The organism is Rhodococcus sp. ZPP, assembly GCF_017656075.1.
GTDB lineage: Bacteria > Actinomycetota > Actinomycetes > Mycobacteriales > Mycobacteriaceae > Rhodococcus_F > Rhodococcus_F oxybenzonivorans.
In genome coordinates this window covers 1,930,044-1,946,037 of sequence record NZ_CP058638.1, presented here as the reverse complement: position 1 = coordinate 1,946,037, position 15,994 = coordinate 1,930,044, and the positions used below count along the sequence as shown (strand labels likewise).

The 15,994-nt window shown below is 65.4% G+C and carries 21 protein-coding genes; 8 read left to right on the top strand and 13 right to left on the bottom strand.

Features of this window, described 5'->3' with window-relative positions:
* Window positions 1–321 precede the first annotated feature (321 nt).
* On the bottom strand, window positions 322–969 hold the full coding sequence (locus tag HYG77_RS09235) for a GAF domain-containing protein (protein ID WP_208962477.1): 648 nt from the start codon (window positions 967–969) through the stop codon (window positions 322–324).
* Between the two features lie 339 nt (window positions 970–1,308).
* On the opposite strand from HYG77_RS09235, the gene HYG77_RS09230 reads away from it, so the two are divergent.
* Window positions 1,309–1,977, top strand: a complete 669-nt coding sequence (locus HYG77_RS09230) for a PAS and ANTAR domain-containing protein (RefSeq protein ID WP_208963333.1) — start codon at window positions 1,309–1,311, stop codon at window positions 1,975–1,977.
* A gap of 157 nt (window positions 1,978–2,134) precedes the next feature.
* Here the strand turns inward: HYG77_RS09230 and HYG77_RS09225 are convergent, their stop codons facing one another.
* Window positions 2,135–2,875, bottom strand: a complete 741-nt coding sequence (locus HYG77_RS09225) for a TetR/AcrR family transcriptional regulator C-terminal domain-containing protein (protein ID WP_208962476.1) — start codon at window positions 2,873–2,875, stop codon at window positions 2,135–2,137.
* 236 nt (window positions 2,876–3,111) lie between these two features.
* Between HYG77_RS09225 and HYG77_RS09220 the strand changes: the two genes are divergently transcribed.
* The 3 genes from HYG77_RS09220 (at window position 3,112) to HYG77_RS09210 (ending at window position 4,993) form a co-directional block, all read left to right on the top strand.
* Entirely contained in the window at window positions 3,112–3,429 is a 318-nt protein-coding gene (locus HYG77_RS09220) for a hypothetical protein (protein ID WP_109334900.1), read from the top strand.
* A 365-nt stretch (window positions 3,430–3,794) separates the two neighbouring features.
* Window positions 3,795–4,037, top strand: a complete 243-nt coding sequence (locus HYG77_RS09215; RefSeq protein WP_109327462.1) for a hypothetical protein — start codon at window positions 3,795–3,797, stop codon at window positions 4,035–4,037.
* Entirely contained in the window at window positions 4,034–4,993 is a 960-nt protein-coding gene (locus HYG77_RS09210) for a ferritin-like domain-containing protein (RefSeq protein WP_208962475.1), read from the top strand. Before HYG77_RS09215 ends, HYG77_RS09210 begins: the two co-directional genes overlap by 4 nt.
* Window positions 4,994–5,102: 109 nt before the next feature.
* Here HYG77_RS09210 and HYG77_RS09205 read toward each other — a convergent pair whose 3' ends face one another.
* Entirely contained in the window at window positions 5,103–5,270 is a 168-nt protein-coding gene (locus HYG77_RS09205) for a hypothetical protein (RefSeq protein WP_208963600.1), read from the bottom strand.
* A gap of 238 nt (window positions 5,271–5,508) precedes the next feature.
* The gene (locus tag HYG77_RS09200; protein ID WP_244373569.1) at window positions 5,509–5,946 is read right to left on the bottom strand and encodes a MerR family transcriptional regulator; all 438 of its coding nucleotides are present in this window, start codon (window positions 5,944–5,946) and stop codon (window positions 5,509–5,511) included.
* 486 nt (window positions 5,947–6,432) lie between these two features.
* Between HYG77_RS09200 and HYG77_RS09195 the strand changes: the two genes are divergently transcribed.
* Window positions 6,433–6,636, top strand: coding sequence for a cold-shock protein (locus tag HYG77_RS09195; RefSeq protein ID WP_208962474.1), 204 nt, complete (start codon window positions 6,433–6,435; stop codon window positions 6,634–6,636).
* A gap of 269 nt (window positions 6,637–6,905) precedes the next feature.
* Here HYG77_RS09195 and HYG77_RS09190 read toward each other — a convergent pair whose 3' ends face one another.
* Window positions 6,906–7,187, bottom strand: a complete 282-nt coding sequence (locus HYG77_RS09190) for an ANTAR domain-containing protein (protein ID WP_208962473.1) — start codon at window positions 7,185–7,187, stop codon at window positions 6,906–6,908.
* A gap of 44 nt (window positions 7,188–7,231) precedes the next feature.
* Here HYG77_RS09190 and HYG77_RS40650 point away from each other — a divergent pair, with 44 nt between their 5' ends.
* Window positions 7,232–7,357 (top strand): hypothetical protein, encoded by a 126-nt coding sequence (locus tag HYG77_RS40650; protein WP_280123301.1) that lies wholly within the window; start codon window positions 7,232–7,234, stop codon window positions 7,355–7,357.
* A gap of 141 nt (window positions 7,358–7,498) precedes the next feature.
* On the opposite strand, the gene HYG77_RS09185 is transcribed toward HYG77_RS40650, so the two are convergent.
* From HYG77_RS09185 to HYG77_RS09165, 5 genes are all read right to left on the bottom strand, one after another.
* Window positions 7,499–8,362, bottom strand: coding sequence for a DUF1206 domain-containing protein (locus tag HYG77_RS09185; protein WP_230990097.1), 864 nt, complete (start codon window positions 8,360–8,362; stop codon window positions 7,499–7,501).
* Window positions 8,355–9,611: a fatty acid desaturase gene (locus HYG77_RS09180; protein WP_109327468.1), complete on the bottom strand. Its 1,257-nt coding sequence runs from the start codon at window positions 9,609–9,611 to the stop codon at window positions 8,355–8,357. Before HYG77_RS09180 ends, HYG77_RS09185 begins: the two co-directional genes overlap by 8 nt.
* A gap of 75 nt (window positions 9,612–9,686) precedes the next feature.
* Complete coding sequence (locus HYG77_RS09175) at window positions 9,687–9,842, bottom strand: DUF6131 family protein (protein WP_204164880.1); 156 nt, start codon at window positions 9,840–9,842, stop codon at window positions 9,687–9,689.
* Between the two features lie 58 nt (window positions 9,843–9,900).
* Window positions 9,901–10,095: a CsbD family protein gene (locus HYG77_RS09170; protein ID WP_109327470.1), complete on the bottom strand. Its 195-nt coding sequence runs from the start codon at window positions 10,093–10,095 to the stop codon at window positions 9,901–9,903.
* 78 nt (window positions 10,096–10,173) lie between these two features.
* Window positions 10,174–10,638 (bottom strand): hypothetical protein, encoded by a 465-nt coding sequence (locus HYG77_RS09165; RefSeq protein ID WP_208962472.1) that lies wholly within the window; start codon window positions 10,636–10,638, stop codon window positions 10,174–10,176.
* Between the two features lie 128 nt (window positions 10,639–10,766).
* On the opposite strand from HYG77_RS09165, the gene HYG77_RS09160 reads away from it, so the two are divergent.
* A complete protein-coding gene (locus HYG77_RS09160; RefSeq protein ID WP_208963331.1) occupies window positions 10,767–11,498 on the top strand; it encodes a TetR/AcrR family transcriptional regulator C-terminal domain-containing protein in 732 nt (243 codons plus the stop codon).
* 272 nt (window positions 11,499–11,770) lie between these two features.
* Window positions 11,771–12,637, top strand: coding sequence for an alpha/beta fold hydrolase (locus HYG77_RS09155; RefSeq protein WP_208962471.1), 867 nt, complete (start codon window positions 11,771–11,773; stop codon window positions 12,635–12,637).
* Between the two features lie 337 nt (window positions 12,638–12,974).
* On the opposite strand, the gene HYG77_RS09150 is transcribed toward HYG77_RS09155, so the two are convergent.
* From HYG77_RS09150 to HYG77_RS09140, 3 genes are all read right to left on the bottom strand, one after another.
* Window positions 12,975–13,685, bottom strand: coding sequence for a TIGR02206 family membrane protein (locus tag HYG77_RS09150; RefSeq protein ID WP_109334902.1), 711 nt, complete (start codon window positions 13,683–13,685; stop codon window positions 12,975–12,977).
* A gap of 192 nt (window positions 13,686–13,877) precedes the next feature.
* Window positions 13,878–15,071 (bottom strand): ABC transporter permease, encoded by a 1,194-nt coding sequence (locus HYG77_RS09145; RefSeq protein ID WP_208962470.1) that lies wholly within the window; start codon window positions 15,069–15,071, stop codon window positions 13,878–13,880.
* A complete protein-coding gene (locus HYG77_RS09140; protein ID WP_208962469.1) occupies window positions 15,068–15,964 on the bottom strand; it encodes an ATP-binding cassette domain-containing protein in 897 nt (298 codons plus the stop codon). Before HYG77_RS09140 ends, HYG77_RS09145 begins: the two co-directional genes overlap by 4 nt.
* Between the last annotated feature and the right edge of the window lie 30 nt (window positions 15,965–15,994).

Sequence of the window (15,994 nt, the reverse complement as noted above, 5' to 3'; positions counted from 1 at the left end):
CGGATGCCGGCAAGATAGTTCGCAATTTCGGGCGATAGCTGCAGAACTGTAGTCATCGCAGCCCGGTACTCACAAACCATGAGTGACACGGAGCGGTACCGGGGAGAAGGGTCCGCGAGTCGTTCGTTTGTGGTTCCGCGAACCCTGTCACTTTTTAGATCTCGAGTCACTCGGGACAACGCTGGATGCGTCCACATAAAGGGGTTGTTCCGATCAGTCCCGACAAGGGTGCATGGAACTGCACTGCCGTCGGCGCAGATCAGGTGCCGCCGGAACCCTCGGGGCGGAACTTCAGTCGGGCGGTGAGGATGTCCTGGGCGATCACCGTGATCCTGCGGTGTTGCGCGAACGCCATCGCCCGTAGTCGGGCGAGGGCATCGGTAGGAGAGACCCGAAGCTGGACGGCCGCCATTCCGGCGGCCACGTGCACCTTGCCGCGCGGAGACAGGCGGGGTCGATCACCGTCGGGTGGCGCGAGGGATCGAGTTCCTCGACCACGATCGGGCCGAGGGCAGCGGCGTAGTTGGCCGCGGCCCGATAGTGCTGGGCATCGAGCCGGCCGGGCTGGGTGCGGTGGAGCTCGAGGACACCGATGCGGGCCCCGTTGAACATACGGAGAGGGAAGGCGAAGACGGCGCGAACGCCGAGGTCGAATATCTCGGGGGCGAACATCGGCCACCGTGTCGTTGCGGCGGGCTCCGTTAGATCGGGGTGTAGTTCGGGCACCGATGAGCGATACGCGGCGAGGCCGGGGCCCTCGCCGCGGGTGAATTCGAGTTCGTCGATCCGTTCGGCGGTGATGTCGGTGGCGTACATCAGGTCCCGACTGGTGTCGCTGGCGAACACCGCGACGGCCGCGCCGTCGACACCGACGACGTCCGAGCATTGCCCGCACAGGATGCGAGTGCGGGTGAGCAGGGACACCGTGTGATCGTCGTCGGGACGAGTTTGGTTTTGTTCGGCGCTCATTTCCCCCACTTGCCCAAACTGGGCGACTGCAAACATCCCGCGGCTCACGCCACGAACCTCCGTTGCCCACCGAACACCGGCCGACGCGAGACTCCGGTCGCGTTCACGGTCCGTGCCCGATGCCAGGACCCTGAGGTTCTCTTCTTCAAGAGGATCGGTTTGCGGGGTCATCACGAACCCACGCGCCGCGCTTCGTGCTCAGTCCGCCGAGCGAGGAAGAAAACCTGCACTTCGTGCAACGGTGGAGATAATTTCCGCGCACGCCGCTGTGTTCGGCATACTGTGGCGGTGGCATTCCGAGGTGAGGGTGGTTTGAACGCGGAGGGCAGTGGGGTAGCTGTGGACAGTGACGAGCTCCTTGTCTCGAGTGCACCCCCACAGGGCGGGAGTTTCCGGTTCTACCTCGACGGCGAACGCTGGGAATGGTCCGACCCCGTCGCCCGGATGCACGGCTACCAGCCGGGCGAGATCACTCCCACCACCGAACTCCTGCTTTCCCACAAACATCCAGACGACAAAGCGCAGATCGCTGCGCTCTTCGACAAGATGATCCACGCCGGTGAGCCGTTCAGCAGCAAGCACCGCATCATCGACACCGACCGCCGAATCCACCACGTTATCGTGGTCGGCGATCGCCTGCTCGACGAGAACGACAAGGTCATCGGCACGTACGGGTATTACATCGACGTCACCGAATCGTTGGAGACCGACCCCCGCGAATTCAACGAGGCGCTCACCGAGGCCGTCGCCGAATTCGGGAAATCGCGGGCGGTGATCGAGCAGGCCAAGGGTGCACTCATGCTCGTGTACGGCATCTCCTCCGAACGCGCGTTCGGCATTCTTACCTGGCGCTCACAGCAGACCAACACCAAACTCCGCACCCTTGCCGAACGCTTTGTCGCCGCTCTCACCGAGACGGCTTTCCCCGAGTCGTTTCGCGCCCGGTTCGACCACCTACTCCTCACTGCACACCAGCATCCCGATGCCCAGCCGGGGGAACGGGGTTGACCGGCACCCTGACGTGACGAGCTGAAGGCATCGGCGAAGGTCTCCCGCCCGCATGGTGAGGTCGCAGTGTTCATCTCGTACGAGGACCGCGCGGCATTGCGGTCACCGACCGGCGCAGGAGCCAACGGGCGAGCGCTGAAGCCCTGCGTCGTTGCGATCATTCACCGGTGGCGGCGGCCGTGTTGCGGAAGTGGGATTCGAGGCCGTCGATGATGATGTCGAGTCCCGTGTCGAGACGGTGTGCACCGTCGTAGTCGGCGAGTTCGGAAGCGAGGGAGCGTAACCGGGGAAACTTGCTGCGCGGCAGGCGATGCAGTCCGAGGCGGAGGAGATCCTCCGACTCTTCGGGATCCTCGACCAGTTCCTGGAGTTCGTCGAGAATGTGCCCTTGCAGGAATCCGAAGAAGAGTCGGTAGGAGTGCAACGCATTCGGCGGGGAGAAGCCGGCCCGGACGAGGAGTTCGAGGAAGTCCTCGAGTGGGCGCAGTGTGCCCGGGGGCCGTAATCCCAGAGGTGTCGCGAGGGGGCGCGTCACCAGCAGCGGAACGACATTGGGGTGCTCGAGTGCGAGGTCTCGGTAACGGTGGGCAAATAGTCGCAGTTCCTGTGCCCACTCCTGCGCGTCGCAGTCGATGACGAGTTCGCGGAGCACCAGGTCGACGACACCGTCGAGGAGCGCCGCCTTGTTCTGTGCGTAGCGGTACAGGCTCATCGCGTCCCGGTCGAGAGCCTGCGCCAATCGACGCATCGAGAGGGCATCGACGCCCTCGTGGTCGACGATCTCGAGGGCGGCGGCCAGCACCTGCTCGGTGCTCAGCCGGGTCAGACGGGTCCGAACCCGGGAACGGCCCTGGGGAGTGGTCGACCCGGACTCGGCCGGGTCCGTGCGCGCAACCATCGCTGCCTCCTTGATCTGAGACGAGCAGAAGAACGCGTCCCCGACGGATCACGTCTTATCCAGCCCTTACTTACACCGTACGCTTGCACTGTAGTTACTTGTGCGTATACTTGTGGGGTATGGGTTCGCTCCAGCAGAGGGTCGCGCTCACCACCACGTCCACCTCAGTCGAGGAGACGTTCGCGGTGACCCGGATCTGCACTGCAATGCCGGGCACCCCATTGAAGGAGTCATTCATGACCTCCACTAATCCCGTCGCCCACACCAGTGCCGTAGCGGCCGGCCCGCGGACTCACCTCGAAGCGCGCCGCAGCACCGAGACGAAGGCCGCGTACAAGACCACCGAGTTTTTCGTCTACATCGCCGCTGTCATCGGCGTCCTGCTCGCCTCGTATCTGGTGCAAACCACCGACGCCCACGAAGACTATTTCCGGGCGGACCGCGCATGGTTCTACGTCGTCATTCTGACGATCGCCTACATCGTCAGCCGGGGCATTGCCAAGTCCGGCAGCCGCGAGCACTACACGGACACCGATCGGCATTCCGGCGTCTGATTCGCTATCTTCGTAGCGGGGGTTCCGGCGGCTCGTCTCGCCGGGCCCCGCGCTCCGGGTGTTGTCGATCGTTCCCGTGACACCGCTTCCCGGTCTCAGGAAGATCGTTCCCCCAAGCCAATTGGTTCGAAGTATTGTCGGAAGTGTTTTCTCCCTTGATCTTTGACGGTGAAGCATCACCGCATCTCGATACCCCGCTCGCCGACCGCACGGTGCACCCGTCCCTGGTCGAACTGCAAGCGTCCGGTTGTTCCTCGAACCCGCGGCGACCTCGCTCTCTGTTGCGACCATCGCGCTACTCACCGTGATGAGTTCCCGGGTTACGCTGTGCCGCAACTTGACTGACCGATAAGAAAGGTCGATTCATGTGGATTCTCGTCAGCCGTCTGCTACGCCGATGGAAGATGCTCGTTCTCGCTCTCCCCGTCGTGGCGGCCGTACTGTCCAGGCTCGGTAGCCACCTCGAACGCCGCGCCGGCAAGCCGACCACCGCATCACGCGGACTCCTCGGAATCTCGCGTTTCGCCCGGCGCCGGGCCGGTACCGAGGACACCGCCCACCGTCCTGCCCGCGCACACCGACCATCCGACTTCAGGAGCAACGTATGACCGACAACACCGCTACACTGATCACCCAGCTGCGCGTGGTCTTGGAACTGACGCACACCGAAATTCAGGTCGCCGAGACCCGGATCGGGCAAGCGCGAACAGAAGCCGTCCGCCGGGAACTGTCACAGAACGCCGACAACGCCCGTGACCGCGCGGCCGCGATCGAGGAAGCGATCCGTGACCTCGGTGGACTTCCCGACGTCGTGGGCCCGCTACTCGGCCGCGCGGTTGCGATGGTCAAGGCCATGGCCGAACAAGCCCAGCCGTTCGACGAGGCCCTGCTCGGCGATTTGGTCCTCGAACATCAACTGCTCGACCGGGCGCGTTACCTGCGGGCATTGGCGACCACGTCGCGCCGCACCGGCATCGTTGCCCTGGCCGGACGCCTGATCGCCGCCCACACCGCCACCGTCGAATGGTTGACGACGGTGCTGGCCGAGGACGCACTCGGCGGCCCCGCGGCATTGCGGCGCACCCCGATGCAGGCTGCGACCGGGACCGCGATCCGGTTGATCACTGTCCCGGCAACGTGGTCGGCGCGCGGACTCGACCGCGCCATCGACACCGTCCAGGCCACCCCGGACCGGATCGGTGCGCTTCTGCGCCGCGGCGCCTACGCCGGTGACGTGGCCACGAAGACGCTGGTCGCCAGCCGCGACGCGGCACTCGAATCGGCCGAAGCGGTGACCCGCCGAGAGGGCGCATCCGGCGTCGCCGATGCCATCCGAAACGCCCGAACCGCCAACGGTTCTCTCGATGACGAAGAACTCCCGATCTCCGACTACACCGAACTCAATGTCTCCGGCGCGGTGGCCGCGGTGAAAGAACTCACCGCACCCGCCGACCTGCGCACCATCATCGCCCACGAAGAAGCGAACAAGAACCGCCACGGAGTGATATCGGCCGCGCAGACCCGCCTCGCCGCCCTCGCCCAAGAAGTCGTCGGCATCAACTAATCGGAAGCGGTACTTGTGACGCGAGTGTCCCAACCCTTCTCGCAGGGTATTCACTTGGCTAACGCGATGCTTCGGCCGTGAGGCCGGGGCACCCGTCACGGTCGCAATTTCAGGGGCGGCGTGTCGGGTCGGTCCCGACGCCTGTGCGCACGGTCGGGTCGTTTCGACGCTCGAGTCCGGCGAGACCCAGCAGGCCCGCGAGGCCCAGGAGCCCCCACAGCCCGGTCTTGTCGCTGCCTTCGCTGTCACTGTGCTCGTCCTGCGCTTGCTGCGCCACGTTCTCGCGTCGTGGACCTCGAGGACTCGGTTCGCCCTCGGGATCGAGTCCATGATTGATCGCACCTACCCTCAACGTGGATCGGTTCCTCCCGGGCAGTGCCGGACGCGCCCGCTGGGGTATCACGTTCTCAGGCGTGCCCGATATTCCGGAGTACCGGACGTGTCCAGGCCAGGTCGGTTCAGGAAAGAGCCGACCTGGCCGCCCCGAAGGGCATTCATCAACGGTCGGTAGCTGTTCAGCCGGGTGCGGGGGAGGGTCCGTCCATCGCGGGGCGGTGGGTGTGCTCGAGTGCGGTGTTGATGCGGCGGGCCTCGGCGAGTTGGTCTTCGAGGATGATGATGCGGCACGCGGACTCGAGTGCGGTGCCTTGGTCGATCAGTTCGCGGGCGCGGGCGGCGAGGCGAAGCTGGTATCGGGAGTAGCGGCGGTGACCGCCCTCCGAGCGTCCGGGGATGAGAAGCTTCGCGGCGTCGAGGCTGCGGAGGAAGGCCTGTGTTACGCCGAGGATCTCGGCGGCGCGGCCCATGCTGTAGGCCGGGTAGTCCTCGTCGTCGAGCTTCCCGGCCGGGCTGCGGTCGGGGCAATCTTCCGGAATGGGATAACACCTTTCACACGGACAGGGCCCCCGGCGCCGTGAGGCACCGGGGGCCGGAGCGGTTTTCACTTCCCTCATTCACTGCACTTTTTCGGCTGTCGGGCTTATCGTGCTGCTCGACCGCCCGGCCGGAGGTGCCGGGGCCTCACGCACTCACATCAACACTTGCCCCGTCACGGCCGTCTCTTGCGGTACTGCTATGCGGGCAGTTCATTCTCTCCCGCACCTCGTGAACTCTTTCCTTGCAACGACAGGAACTCTACAACAGCGAATTCTCAATGTCTACAGTCGCCACTATAGATATTCTGGAGTGGGTTGACCAGGGTTTCCGTCTGCGTCGAGAGGCACCTTGGCTCCGACATGGACGGGCAATCCCTCGGCGGATAGGTTCTCGTCGATGGTGAGGTGGCAGAGTCGGAGTCGGAGTAGGTGTCGAGCAGTCTGTCCGCTTTCCTCGGTTCGGGTGCGGACGTCCGGAACCGTTCTTCGGGTAGCAAGATTCAGCGGTATCGAGATCGGGGATTCGATGTGGGTTCCCGGATCGTGGTGGTAGGGAGTATCGGCATGGCGCAGGGCATTGTGAAGTGGTTCAACGGTGAGAAAGGCTTCCCTTTCATCGCACCCGACGACGGAACTGCGGACGTTTTCGTGCACTACTCGGAAATCTCGGGCAGCGGCTACAAGTCGCTCGAGGAGAACCAGCGGGTGGAGTTCGAGGTGGGCCAGGGGCAGAAGGGCCCGCAGGCCACGAATGTGCGGGCTGTCTAGCATTTCTGGAGGACCGCATACGTTGGGTGCGGTCCTCATTCGAGAGCCGGATGAGGATCCGCTTGCCGAACGGGTCGGGGCTCGACGTTCGGACGGATCTGTCCCGGTATCGTCGCGAACATCCTCGGTCGTGAAGGACTGGCCTCGCGTGGATGGGTACCGGACGCGCGGATTTGCTGTTGGCTGGCTTCAGGACTTCGGTCGAGAACGGCGCGTCCGATCAGACCGCGGCAAGGGTCGCTCAGGAACTGCAATGCCGTCGGCGCAGATCAGGTGCCGCCGGAACCCTCGGGGCGGAACTTCAGTCGGGCGGTGATGATGTCCTGGGCGATCACCGTGATCCTGCGGTGTTGCGCGAACGCCCTCGCCCGTAGTCGGGCGAGGGCATCGGTAGGAGAGACCCGAAGCTGGACGGCCGCCATTCCGGCGGCCACGTGCACTGTGCCGCGCGGAGACAGGGCGGGGTCGATCACTGTCGGGTGGCGCGAGGGATCGAGTGCCTCGACCACGATCGAGCCGAGGGCAGCGACGTAGCCGGCCGCGGCCCTCACCTAGGGTGAATTCGAGTTCGTCGATCCGTTTGGCGGTGATGTCGGTGGCGTACACCAGGTCCCGGCTGGTGTCGGAGGCGAATACCGCGATGGCCGCGCCGTCGACACCGACGTCGTTCGAGCATTGCCCGCACAGGGTACGAGTGCGGGTGAGCAGGGACACCGTCTGATCGTCGTCGGGACGAGCTGGGTTCAGTTCGTCACTCATTTCCTCCACTTTCCCCCGCGCTGGGACTACAAACATCCCGCCGCTCACGCCACGAACTTCGTTGCTCGGACGGAGCCGCTGGCGTACGGCTACGACCCGCCGACTACATCTTGGCGTAGCGGGCCATGGCGAAGCTGTAGAGGCCGTAGGCGATGATGCCGGCACCGGCGGCGATGAGGAGGGCTACTCCGTAGGGTTGGGCGCCGACGGTTTTGAAGGCGCCGTCGAGTCCTGAGGCCTTGTCGGGCTCGGATTGATTGACGGCGAGGATCACCAGCAACCCGATGGCGGCGATGGCCAGACCTTTCGCGATGTAGCCGACCATGCCCAGTCGCCGCACGAGTGGGCTGGTGGTTCCTTCGAGGTCGTCGAGGAATTTGCGACTGATCCCCTTGTAGACGTGGTATCCGCCGACCGCGATGATGACCAGCGCCGCGGCGATGAGGGCGATCGTGCCGGCGGTGGTCTGCATCAGGCGGGCGGTGATGCCCGCACTCTGGCCGCTGCTGGACTTTCCGCTGCCGCGGGCGAATCCGAATGCGGAGAAGGCGAAAGCGAAGTAGACGACCGCCAGGGCGAAGGCCTTGAGCCGGTCGACGATTTCCGATTTCTTGCTGTCGGCGCCAGGTCGGGATGAACTGCCGAGTGCCGCTTCGGCGAGTCGCCACAGTCCCATGATGGCGAACGCGACCACGCCCACCCATAGTGCGGCGATGCCGCCCGGTTTGGCGGCCAGTTCCGTCATGGCACCGGATTGGTCAGCGGTGCCGGCTGCGCCGCCGAGGGCGAGCCGGATGGCGATGTAGCCGATGATCAGGTGCACGATCCCGCTCACCACGAACCCTGCGCGGGCAAAGTGTTCGAAGAAGCTGTTCTGCGCCACCCGTCCTGCGGTGGAGGACGAGTTGTCCTGCGACGCCGACGAAGAATTGGCGGAGGACGCCTGGGAACGGTTGGTGTCAGGCATGGTGATCGCCCCTTATCGGTGGTGAAGTCCTTCGCCGGCGGGTGCGAGGGTTGGCTCGAGCCGTCAGCGCCGTCCGGAGTCCTACTCGACGACCTGGGGCCGTCCCGCCAGACTGAGGCAACGGTGTGCGGAATTTCATCTCCGAGGCCGTTTCTGGGGCGTCGTCGGCGGTCGCGCGCAGAAACCGGTCGGGGAGTGCGAGTTTGTGGATGGTGCGCAGCGTCAGCAGATACTGCCGGGCGAGGGAGCCGGTGGTGTAGGGCAGGTCGTATTTCTCGCACAGTGCGTGCACCTTGGTGGCGATGTCCGCGTAGCGGTTGCTGGGCAGGTCGGGGAACAGGTGATGCTCGATCTGGTAGCACAGGTTGCCGCTGAGGAACGCCATCACGGGGCCGGCCCGGAAGTTGGCTGCTCCGAGCATCTGCCGCAGATACCACTCCGGCTGTGTCTCGTTCTCGAGTTCGGTGAGGGTGAACTTCTCGGCGCCGTCCGGGAAGTGCCCGCAGAAGATCACCACGTACGCCCATACGTTCCGCAGCAGGTTCGCGGTCAGGTTCGCCGTCAGCGTTCGCCGCCAGCGGCGTCCGCTGAGGGCGGGAAAGAGCAGGTAGTCCTTGCCCGTCTGGCGGGCGATCTTCCCGATCAGTGCTCGGGTGTGGGCGGACTTCTCGGTGGCAGTGCGGGCCCGAACCTGCTCGGAGTACAGGTCGTGGAGGGCGATCCCCCATTCGAACATCGCCGCCAACAGCAGGTTTCGCAGCGGTTGCAGTAGATGTTCAGGCTTCCACGGCTGGTCGCGGGTAACCCGGAGAACACCGTAGCCGAGGTCCTCGTCCATCCCGACGACATTGCTGAACACGTGGTGGCGGTAGTTGTGGGAATACCGCCACTGCGATGACAGGCCGGCCATGTCCCATTCCCAGTTGCTGGAATGGATTTCGGGGTCGTTCATCCAGTCCCATTGGCCATGGGAGACGTTGTGGCCGATCTCCATGTTTTCCACGCTTTTGGCCACCGCGAGCGCTGTCGTCCCGAGGGCCCAGCCCGCCGGTTTCCTGCTGTCGTAGATCACCAGTCGTGCAGCGGCATCGAGTAGCCGCTGGAGGCCGATGGTGCGGCGGATGTAGGCGGCGTCGGCCTCCCCGAGGGACTCGGTGACCTCCCGGCGAATGCTGGTGAGTTCGTCGCTGAGTGCCTCGACGTCCGCGTCGGTGAGGTGTGCGTATTCCTTGATATCGGAGATGGCCATGGTGTGCTCCAGGTTCCGGACGAGCCCCCTCCGGAACCTGGGTGCTGCCCCGTCCGGTGCGGCCTCAGGGCCGGGTCAGTAGTAGTGGCGGCGCCCTGCCACCGCGTGGCCCATCGACCCCATGATCACCAGGACCACTCCAATGACGATGAGCGCGACCCCCACGTACAACAGGATGGGCAGGCTGATGACCACGCCGAGGATGGCGAGGATGATTCCGAGAATGATCATGAGAGCGACCTGATTTCGGGACAGAGAGTGGGATTGGGTATCGAACGGTGTGAGCGGGTCAGTGTTTGAAGGTGTGCTTGATCTTCTGCCCTGCCTGCTTGAGCTTGTCTCCGGTTTGCTTGGTGTTGCCCTTGGCCTGGCCTACACTCCCCTCCGCTTCCATACGTTCGTTTCCAAGGGCCTTGCCGACCGTCTTCTTGGTGGCGCCCTCCGCGGTTTCGGCCTTGTGTCGAAGCCTCTTCCCGATGCTCATGGCGGTACTTCTCTCTTTGGTGATCGGACGGCGTGGCTGCGGGCCCGATGTCGGTGGATTTCCTCAGCGCGGGTTTCCTCAGCGCGCGACGTCGTGGGTGGTGGCGGCCCTGGTTGTTCGGTGGCCGAACGGGTGCCGCCAGTCACGTCGCCCGTCTCGCTGGTCACGGGGAGTTGTCCCGTGCGCGGTCCTGTCGACGGTGTCCGGGTCCGCGGCGACCATGTCGCGCTGCCCGGCGAGGCGATCCCGGTCCTGGTACGCGTCCGCTGTCTCCCGGCGAGAATCCTTCAGGTCGTGGCGGGCAAGGCGGCCGCGACGGGAAGTCCGCCGGGCACCGGCCAGTAGCAGGCTCAGCCCGAGCAGGCCGACCGCGCCGACGACGATGCCGTACAGAAACAGCGTGCCGGTGGAGCCGGTGACGTGATAACCGAATACGGCGAAATCATCGGTGAGGGCGTGCCCGTCGCCGCTGTTGGTCAACACGCCCGCGAGCCCGATGATCACGGCGGCGAGCAGAATGACGAGTCCGAAGATGATGATCATGGCGGCCTCCCGGGCCTACGTTGTAGTACCCAGTCAACGCCGCATTACACGGTGTGTCAACACTGTAGGTCTACTGTCGAGACCTACGGTAAAGGCCTACAGTGGACGCATTGAAGGAAGTGTTTGTGATGGTCAAGGTCCCCGCTGATCGCCCGATCCGCTCCGGTAACGGTTCCGTTCCGGACGGCGGCCCGATCACCCGAGAGCGAATCCTGACGGCAGCACTCGCGATCATCGACGGCGACGGAATCGACGCACTGTCCATGCGACGCCTCGGCAAGGCCCTGGGCCGCGACCCGATGACCCTCTATCGTCACGCTCCGAACAAGGCCGCGCTCCTCGACGCCGTCGCCGAGAGCGTCCTCGACCAACTCGAAGTCGACACCGACGACGGCGACTGGGCAACCCAACTCCGGGAGGTCGCCCGGGGCTTCCGCCGGTTGGCGCTCGATCATCCCCACGTGGTCCCGCTGCTGGTCACCCGGCCCCTGTCGACGCCCCTGGGGCTGCGGCCCCTGGGAACTCTGCGCCCGCTCGAGAAGATCCTGAGCTTGCTCACCCGGGCCGGCTTCACCGGGACTGATGCCCTGCACATCTACCGGGCATTGTTCGGCTTCCTTCACGGTCACGTCCTCAACGAACTCCAGGAAATCGTCGAACGCCCCGACGAGCACGACGATCTGCTGCGCCTGGGACTGCACCGGTTACCGATCGGCGAATTCCCGCTGCTGCGCGGTCTCGCACCCGTGCTGGCGTCGTACGACGGCGCCGCCGAACTCGAACGCGGCCTCGACATCCTGATCACGGGACTGGCCGCCACACTGCCCCATCCCGACAGCCCAGCCCCTGCGGTGAGCTGAATCCAACGGACGAACCGTCGTGCCGGCACTCTCCAACCTGCCAAACTGCAGCATCTACCGACGCGGCGGACTTACGCCGCGCCGGCTCCGGCCGCACGTGGCAAGATCAGGCCAGGCGTCCGTGGACAGACGCGGGCGCCCCGACATCGTTTCTCCACTTCACAGCCGAAGCCGGCAGTGGAGCCGGCCCATATTCCAGGTGCCCGAGTCCGACCCCGAGCGGTCGGCGGTCAGGGCGCTCTGCTGGTTGAACCACGAGACGGAAGGGCACAGTGTCGCCACGCAAGCTCGAATCCCTGGTCCTGCACAATGACGTCCTCAAGTTCGTCGACGTCGGCGAGGGACCGCCGGTGGTGCTGGTGCACGGGCTGCTCGGCTCGCACCAGTCCTGGGCGCCGCAGCTCAGAAGACTGGCAAAAAAGCATCGAGTGGTGGCACCCGACCTCTTCGGGCACGGGCAGTCCGACAAACCCTCCGGTGACTACTCCTTGAGTGCCCATGCCGCCACCCTCCGCGACCTGATGGACCATCTCGGGATTTCCTCCGCCGCGTTCGTGGGGCATTCCCTCGGCGGCGGCATCGTCATGCAGCTGTCGTACCTCTTTCCTGAGCGAGTCGACCGTCTGTGCCTGGTGAGCAGCGGCGGCCTCGGGCCCGAGGTGAGCCTGTTCCTCAAGGCCGCCACCCTGCCTGGCAGCGAACTGGTCCTGCCCGTTCTGGCCTCCGACCGGCTTCGGCGCACTACCGAGAACATCCTCAAACAACTGGGCCGGCTCGGGCTGCCCGTGCAGCCCAGCCGCAGCGCCGCGGAAACCTGGCGATCCCTCGAGACCGTGTCCGACCGCTCCTCGCGAGCCGCGTTCCTCGCCTCCACCCGTGCCGTCGTGGGACTGCGTGGACAGACCGTCAGCGCCAAGCAACACTTCTCGAAGTTCGAATCGCTTCCGTCGCTGCTGGTGTGGGGTGGCAGAGACAGAATGATTCCCGCCTCACACGCCGAGAACCTGCGCCGCGTCGTCCCCCACAGTCGCGTCGAGATTTTTCCCCGCGCAGGCCACTTCCCTCAACTCGACGAACCGGAATTGTTCTTCCGCGTGCTCGACCAGTTCCTCGACCCGGCTTCAGGATCCGATCGGTAACAATGCGGCTCCGGGCCCGCACCAACAGACAGCGCGCACAGCTTCGCCATGGCCCACTACATCGAGGATGTGGGTGTGGCCGTTGAGAGCGGACCCGGGCCACTCGGTACAGGTCCTGACCAAGGCGTGCGACAGCGAATTTCTCGACCCCTGAGGTTGCCCGTCATGGATTGTGTTGGTGGGTCGGTCGGAGGATTCGCCGCGTGCTACCGACCGGCTGAGATCGTGCGTGCCGGGCCGGAGGAAACCGGCGGTTTGCCTGTCGACCTGAATTTCACATCACCGGCACACTGAACCGAGGTGGGCGCTGGTCGTAGTGTGGATCCGGTGCCGGGATTCAGACCCGTTGTCCGCCTTCGGGGTGGTGACGGGTCCGCTCCCACGGCCACGTCATCATCGCCCATACGATGAGGATCAGCGTGGTCGCGGTCAGCAGATACAGCGGCCACGGGCCCAGCACGTCCAGCAGGGTCGCGGTGGTGGGTTTTCGGTTGAGGAACCCGTAGTTGGTGCCGGCGATGGTGTTGAAGGTGACTGTGGCCGCCGCCCACAGCGCCGTGACCAGGACTGCGATCCGGTAGCTGCGCCACCGCGGCCGCATCTGCCGGCCCCAGGTGAGGTAGATCGCCGCCCAGACGACGAGCAGGTGGATTCCCCAGAACGCGAGGAACTCGTGATGGGGAAAGTCCGGGCTGGCCAGCACCGGTGAGATCAACGCCTGTGTGCTCAGCACCAGACCCCAGTAGTAGGTGAGCGCGAACGCCCAATGTGCCTGCGACCACAGCGCGTAGGCCGCCGCCACCGTCGCGAGATCGGTCAGGCGCAGCGGTACCGACCCGCCGATGCTGGGCGGGAACAGCGAATAGATCAGCGCCGCACCGTAGATCACGGCGGTCAGCACCGCCAGGGCGCGGCCGAGGCGTCGCGCCTGCGCCTCGCTCTGCCGGCGCCCGAGCCAGACCAGCAGCACGGCGACCGTGGCGAATACCGCGATCACGACCCAGTACGACGGGCCGTAGGCCGCGAACTCTCGTTGTGCGGTGAACAAGTCCATCAACTCCGCAGTGTCATCTCCCGTGGCGGTCTGGTGCGTCGCGGCCGGCCCCTGCTCACACAGCGGTGCGCTTTCTCCATCCTGTCCCACAGCGCAGGTCCACTGCTGACAATTCGCCGGCACGGCTTTCGGGGTGCCGGGTCGACGGCGGACCCGGACCTCGGCGCCGTCCATCCGAACCTTGGGCTAACGGCCCAGTGCCTCCTTCCACGACACGACCTTGCCGATACGCAGGATCGAGCGCTGGTAGATCTTGGCGGCCAGCACACTCAACGCTGCCGTCACGGCGAGCATCAGTGCCACGGTTCCCACGACCTGCGTGGGTGATGCCACGCCGGCCGCGATCCGCAACGGCATCAGGATCGCGGAGAAGGGCGGGATCCAGCTGAGTACGTTGCTCACCGTGCCGTCGGGGTCGCTCACCGAGGAGAACGCGCTGAAGAACATGATGACGATCAAGACCATCAGCGGTGACGCCGTGGCGTTGACGTCCTCCTGCCGAGACACCATCGAGCCTGCGGCGGCGTAGAGCACGGCGAAGAACGCGAAACCGAGGACGAACCAGCCGAGTGTGCCCGCCAGGACCCCGAGTGCGGTACCGGTCACGGTGAGGGTGCCGGTGGCGAGGCCTGCGCCCACGCCGGCCACACCGTACGCGGCCAGCTGCAGCAGACCGACGGCGCCGATACCGATGACCTTGCCCCACAGCAACTGCAGGGGCCGCAGGGTCGACAGCAGTAGCTCCACCACGCGGCTCGACTTCTCCTCGACGACGCCCATCGCGACGTACATCCCGAACATCATGATCTGCATGTAGAGCAGCACCACCACGGCAACCGACAATGCCACGCGCTGACCCTTCTCCGGGTCGGGCGGGTCCAGGGCGTCGACCGTCACCACGGCCTTGCCGGCCTCCTCTGCCAGTCGAGCGGGATCGACACCCTGCGCCGTCAGTGCTTCGGCCTGTGCTCGTTGCATCACGGCGCCGTCGATCACGGCACGTAGGCCGGAGCCGATCTCCGATTCGGTGACCGCTGTGGCAGAGCCGTCGGCGCCCGGAATGAGGACCACGTCCAGATCGCCGTTCTCGACGCGTTCGCGGCCGGCCTGTTCGCTGTCGATCGCCGTCACCTCCACCGGGGTGCCCACGGCGTCCCCGGCCGCGACGAGAACCGGTGCGAGCGCCTGGTCGCCGACGACGCCGATCTTCGCCCGGTCGTCGCCGCCGCCCGAAAACAGCGAGTAGGCGACGATACCGCCGACGATCGCGAGGAGAATGATCACGTTGCTGATGACGAAACTCTTCTTGCCGACCTGTGTCAGGAACTCGCGGCGGGCTACCAAGCCGATGGCACGGACAGGACTCAGTGGGGCGCTCATGCCGTCACGACCTCTCGGAACATTTCGGTGAGGGACGGCCGGTGTAACGAGAATTCGTGCACCGGGCCGGTTTTCAACGCTGTGTGAAGTATCAGCTGATCGTCCACGTGTGGTTCGAGCGACAGCAGGGTCCGGCCCTCGACGTGGCTGATCGTGGTCACGCCGTCGAGGTGGTGCGCCCACCCGACGGGAGCTTCCGGTGCATACACGTCGAGTTGGACGTTGCCGGTGCCGCGTAACTCCTCGACGGTCCCGACCGCACGCATTTTCCCGGACGCGATGATGCCCACCCGGTGGCACAGGCGCTGAACCAGTTCGAGCTGATGGCTCGAGAAGATTACCGGCACACCGGTTCTCGCCTTCTCCAACAACACCTCGCTCATGACGTCCACGGCGACGGGATCGAGCCCGGAGAACGGTTCGTCGAGCACCAGGACCGCCGGATCGTGGACCAGCGCTGCCGCGAGCTGGACCCGTTGCTGATTACCCAGCGAGAGTGCATCCACGGTGTCACCGGTGCGGTCCGAGATGCCGAGGCGTTCGGTCCACCGGCCTACCGACTCGCGGGCAGCCGCGCGGGTGAGACCGTGCAGCTCCGCGAGATACGCGAGTTGCGCGCCCACTTTCATCTTCGGGTACAGCCCGCGCTCCTCGGGCATGTAGCCGATGGTCCGTCGCACCTCGAGGTCCACGGGCTTGTTCCCGAGCCGCACCTCACCCGAGTCGGCGGACAGAACGCCGAGGGCGATACGCATCGTGGTGGTCTTTCCGGCGCCGTTGCTGCCGACGAACCCGAAGATCTCGCCGGGCCGCACGTCGAACGAGAGGTCGTCGAGTGCGACGACGTCGCCGTACCGTTTGGAGATGCCGTCGATCGTGAGGGTGTGAGACATGGGTCCTTCCCATTTCGGAGGGCGAGAAGT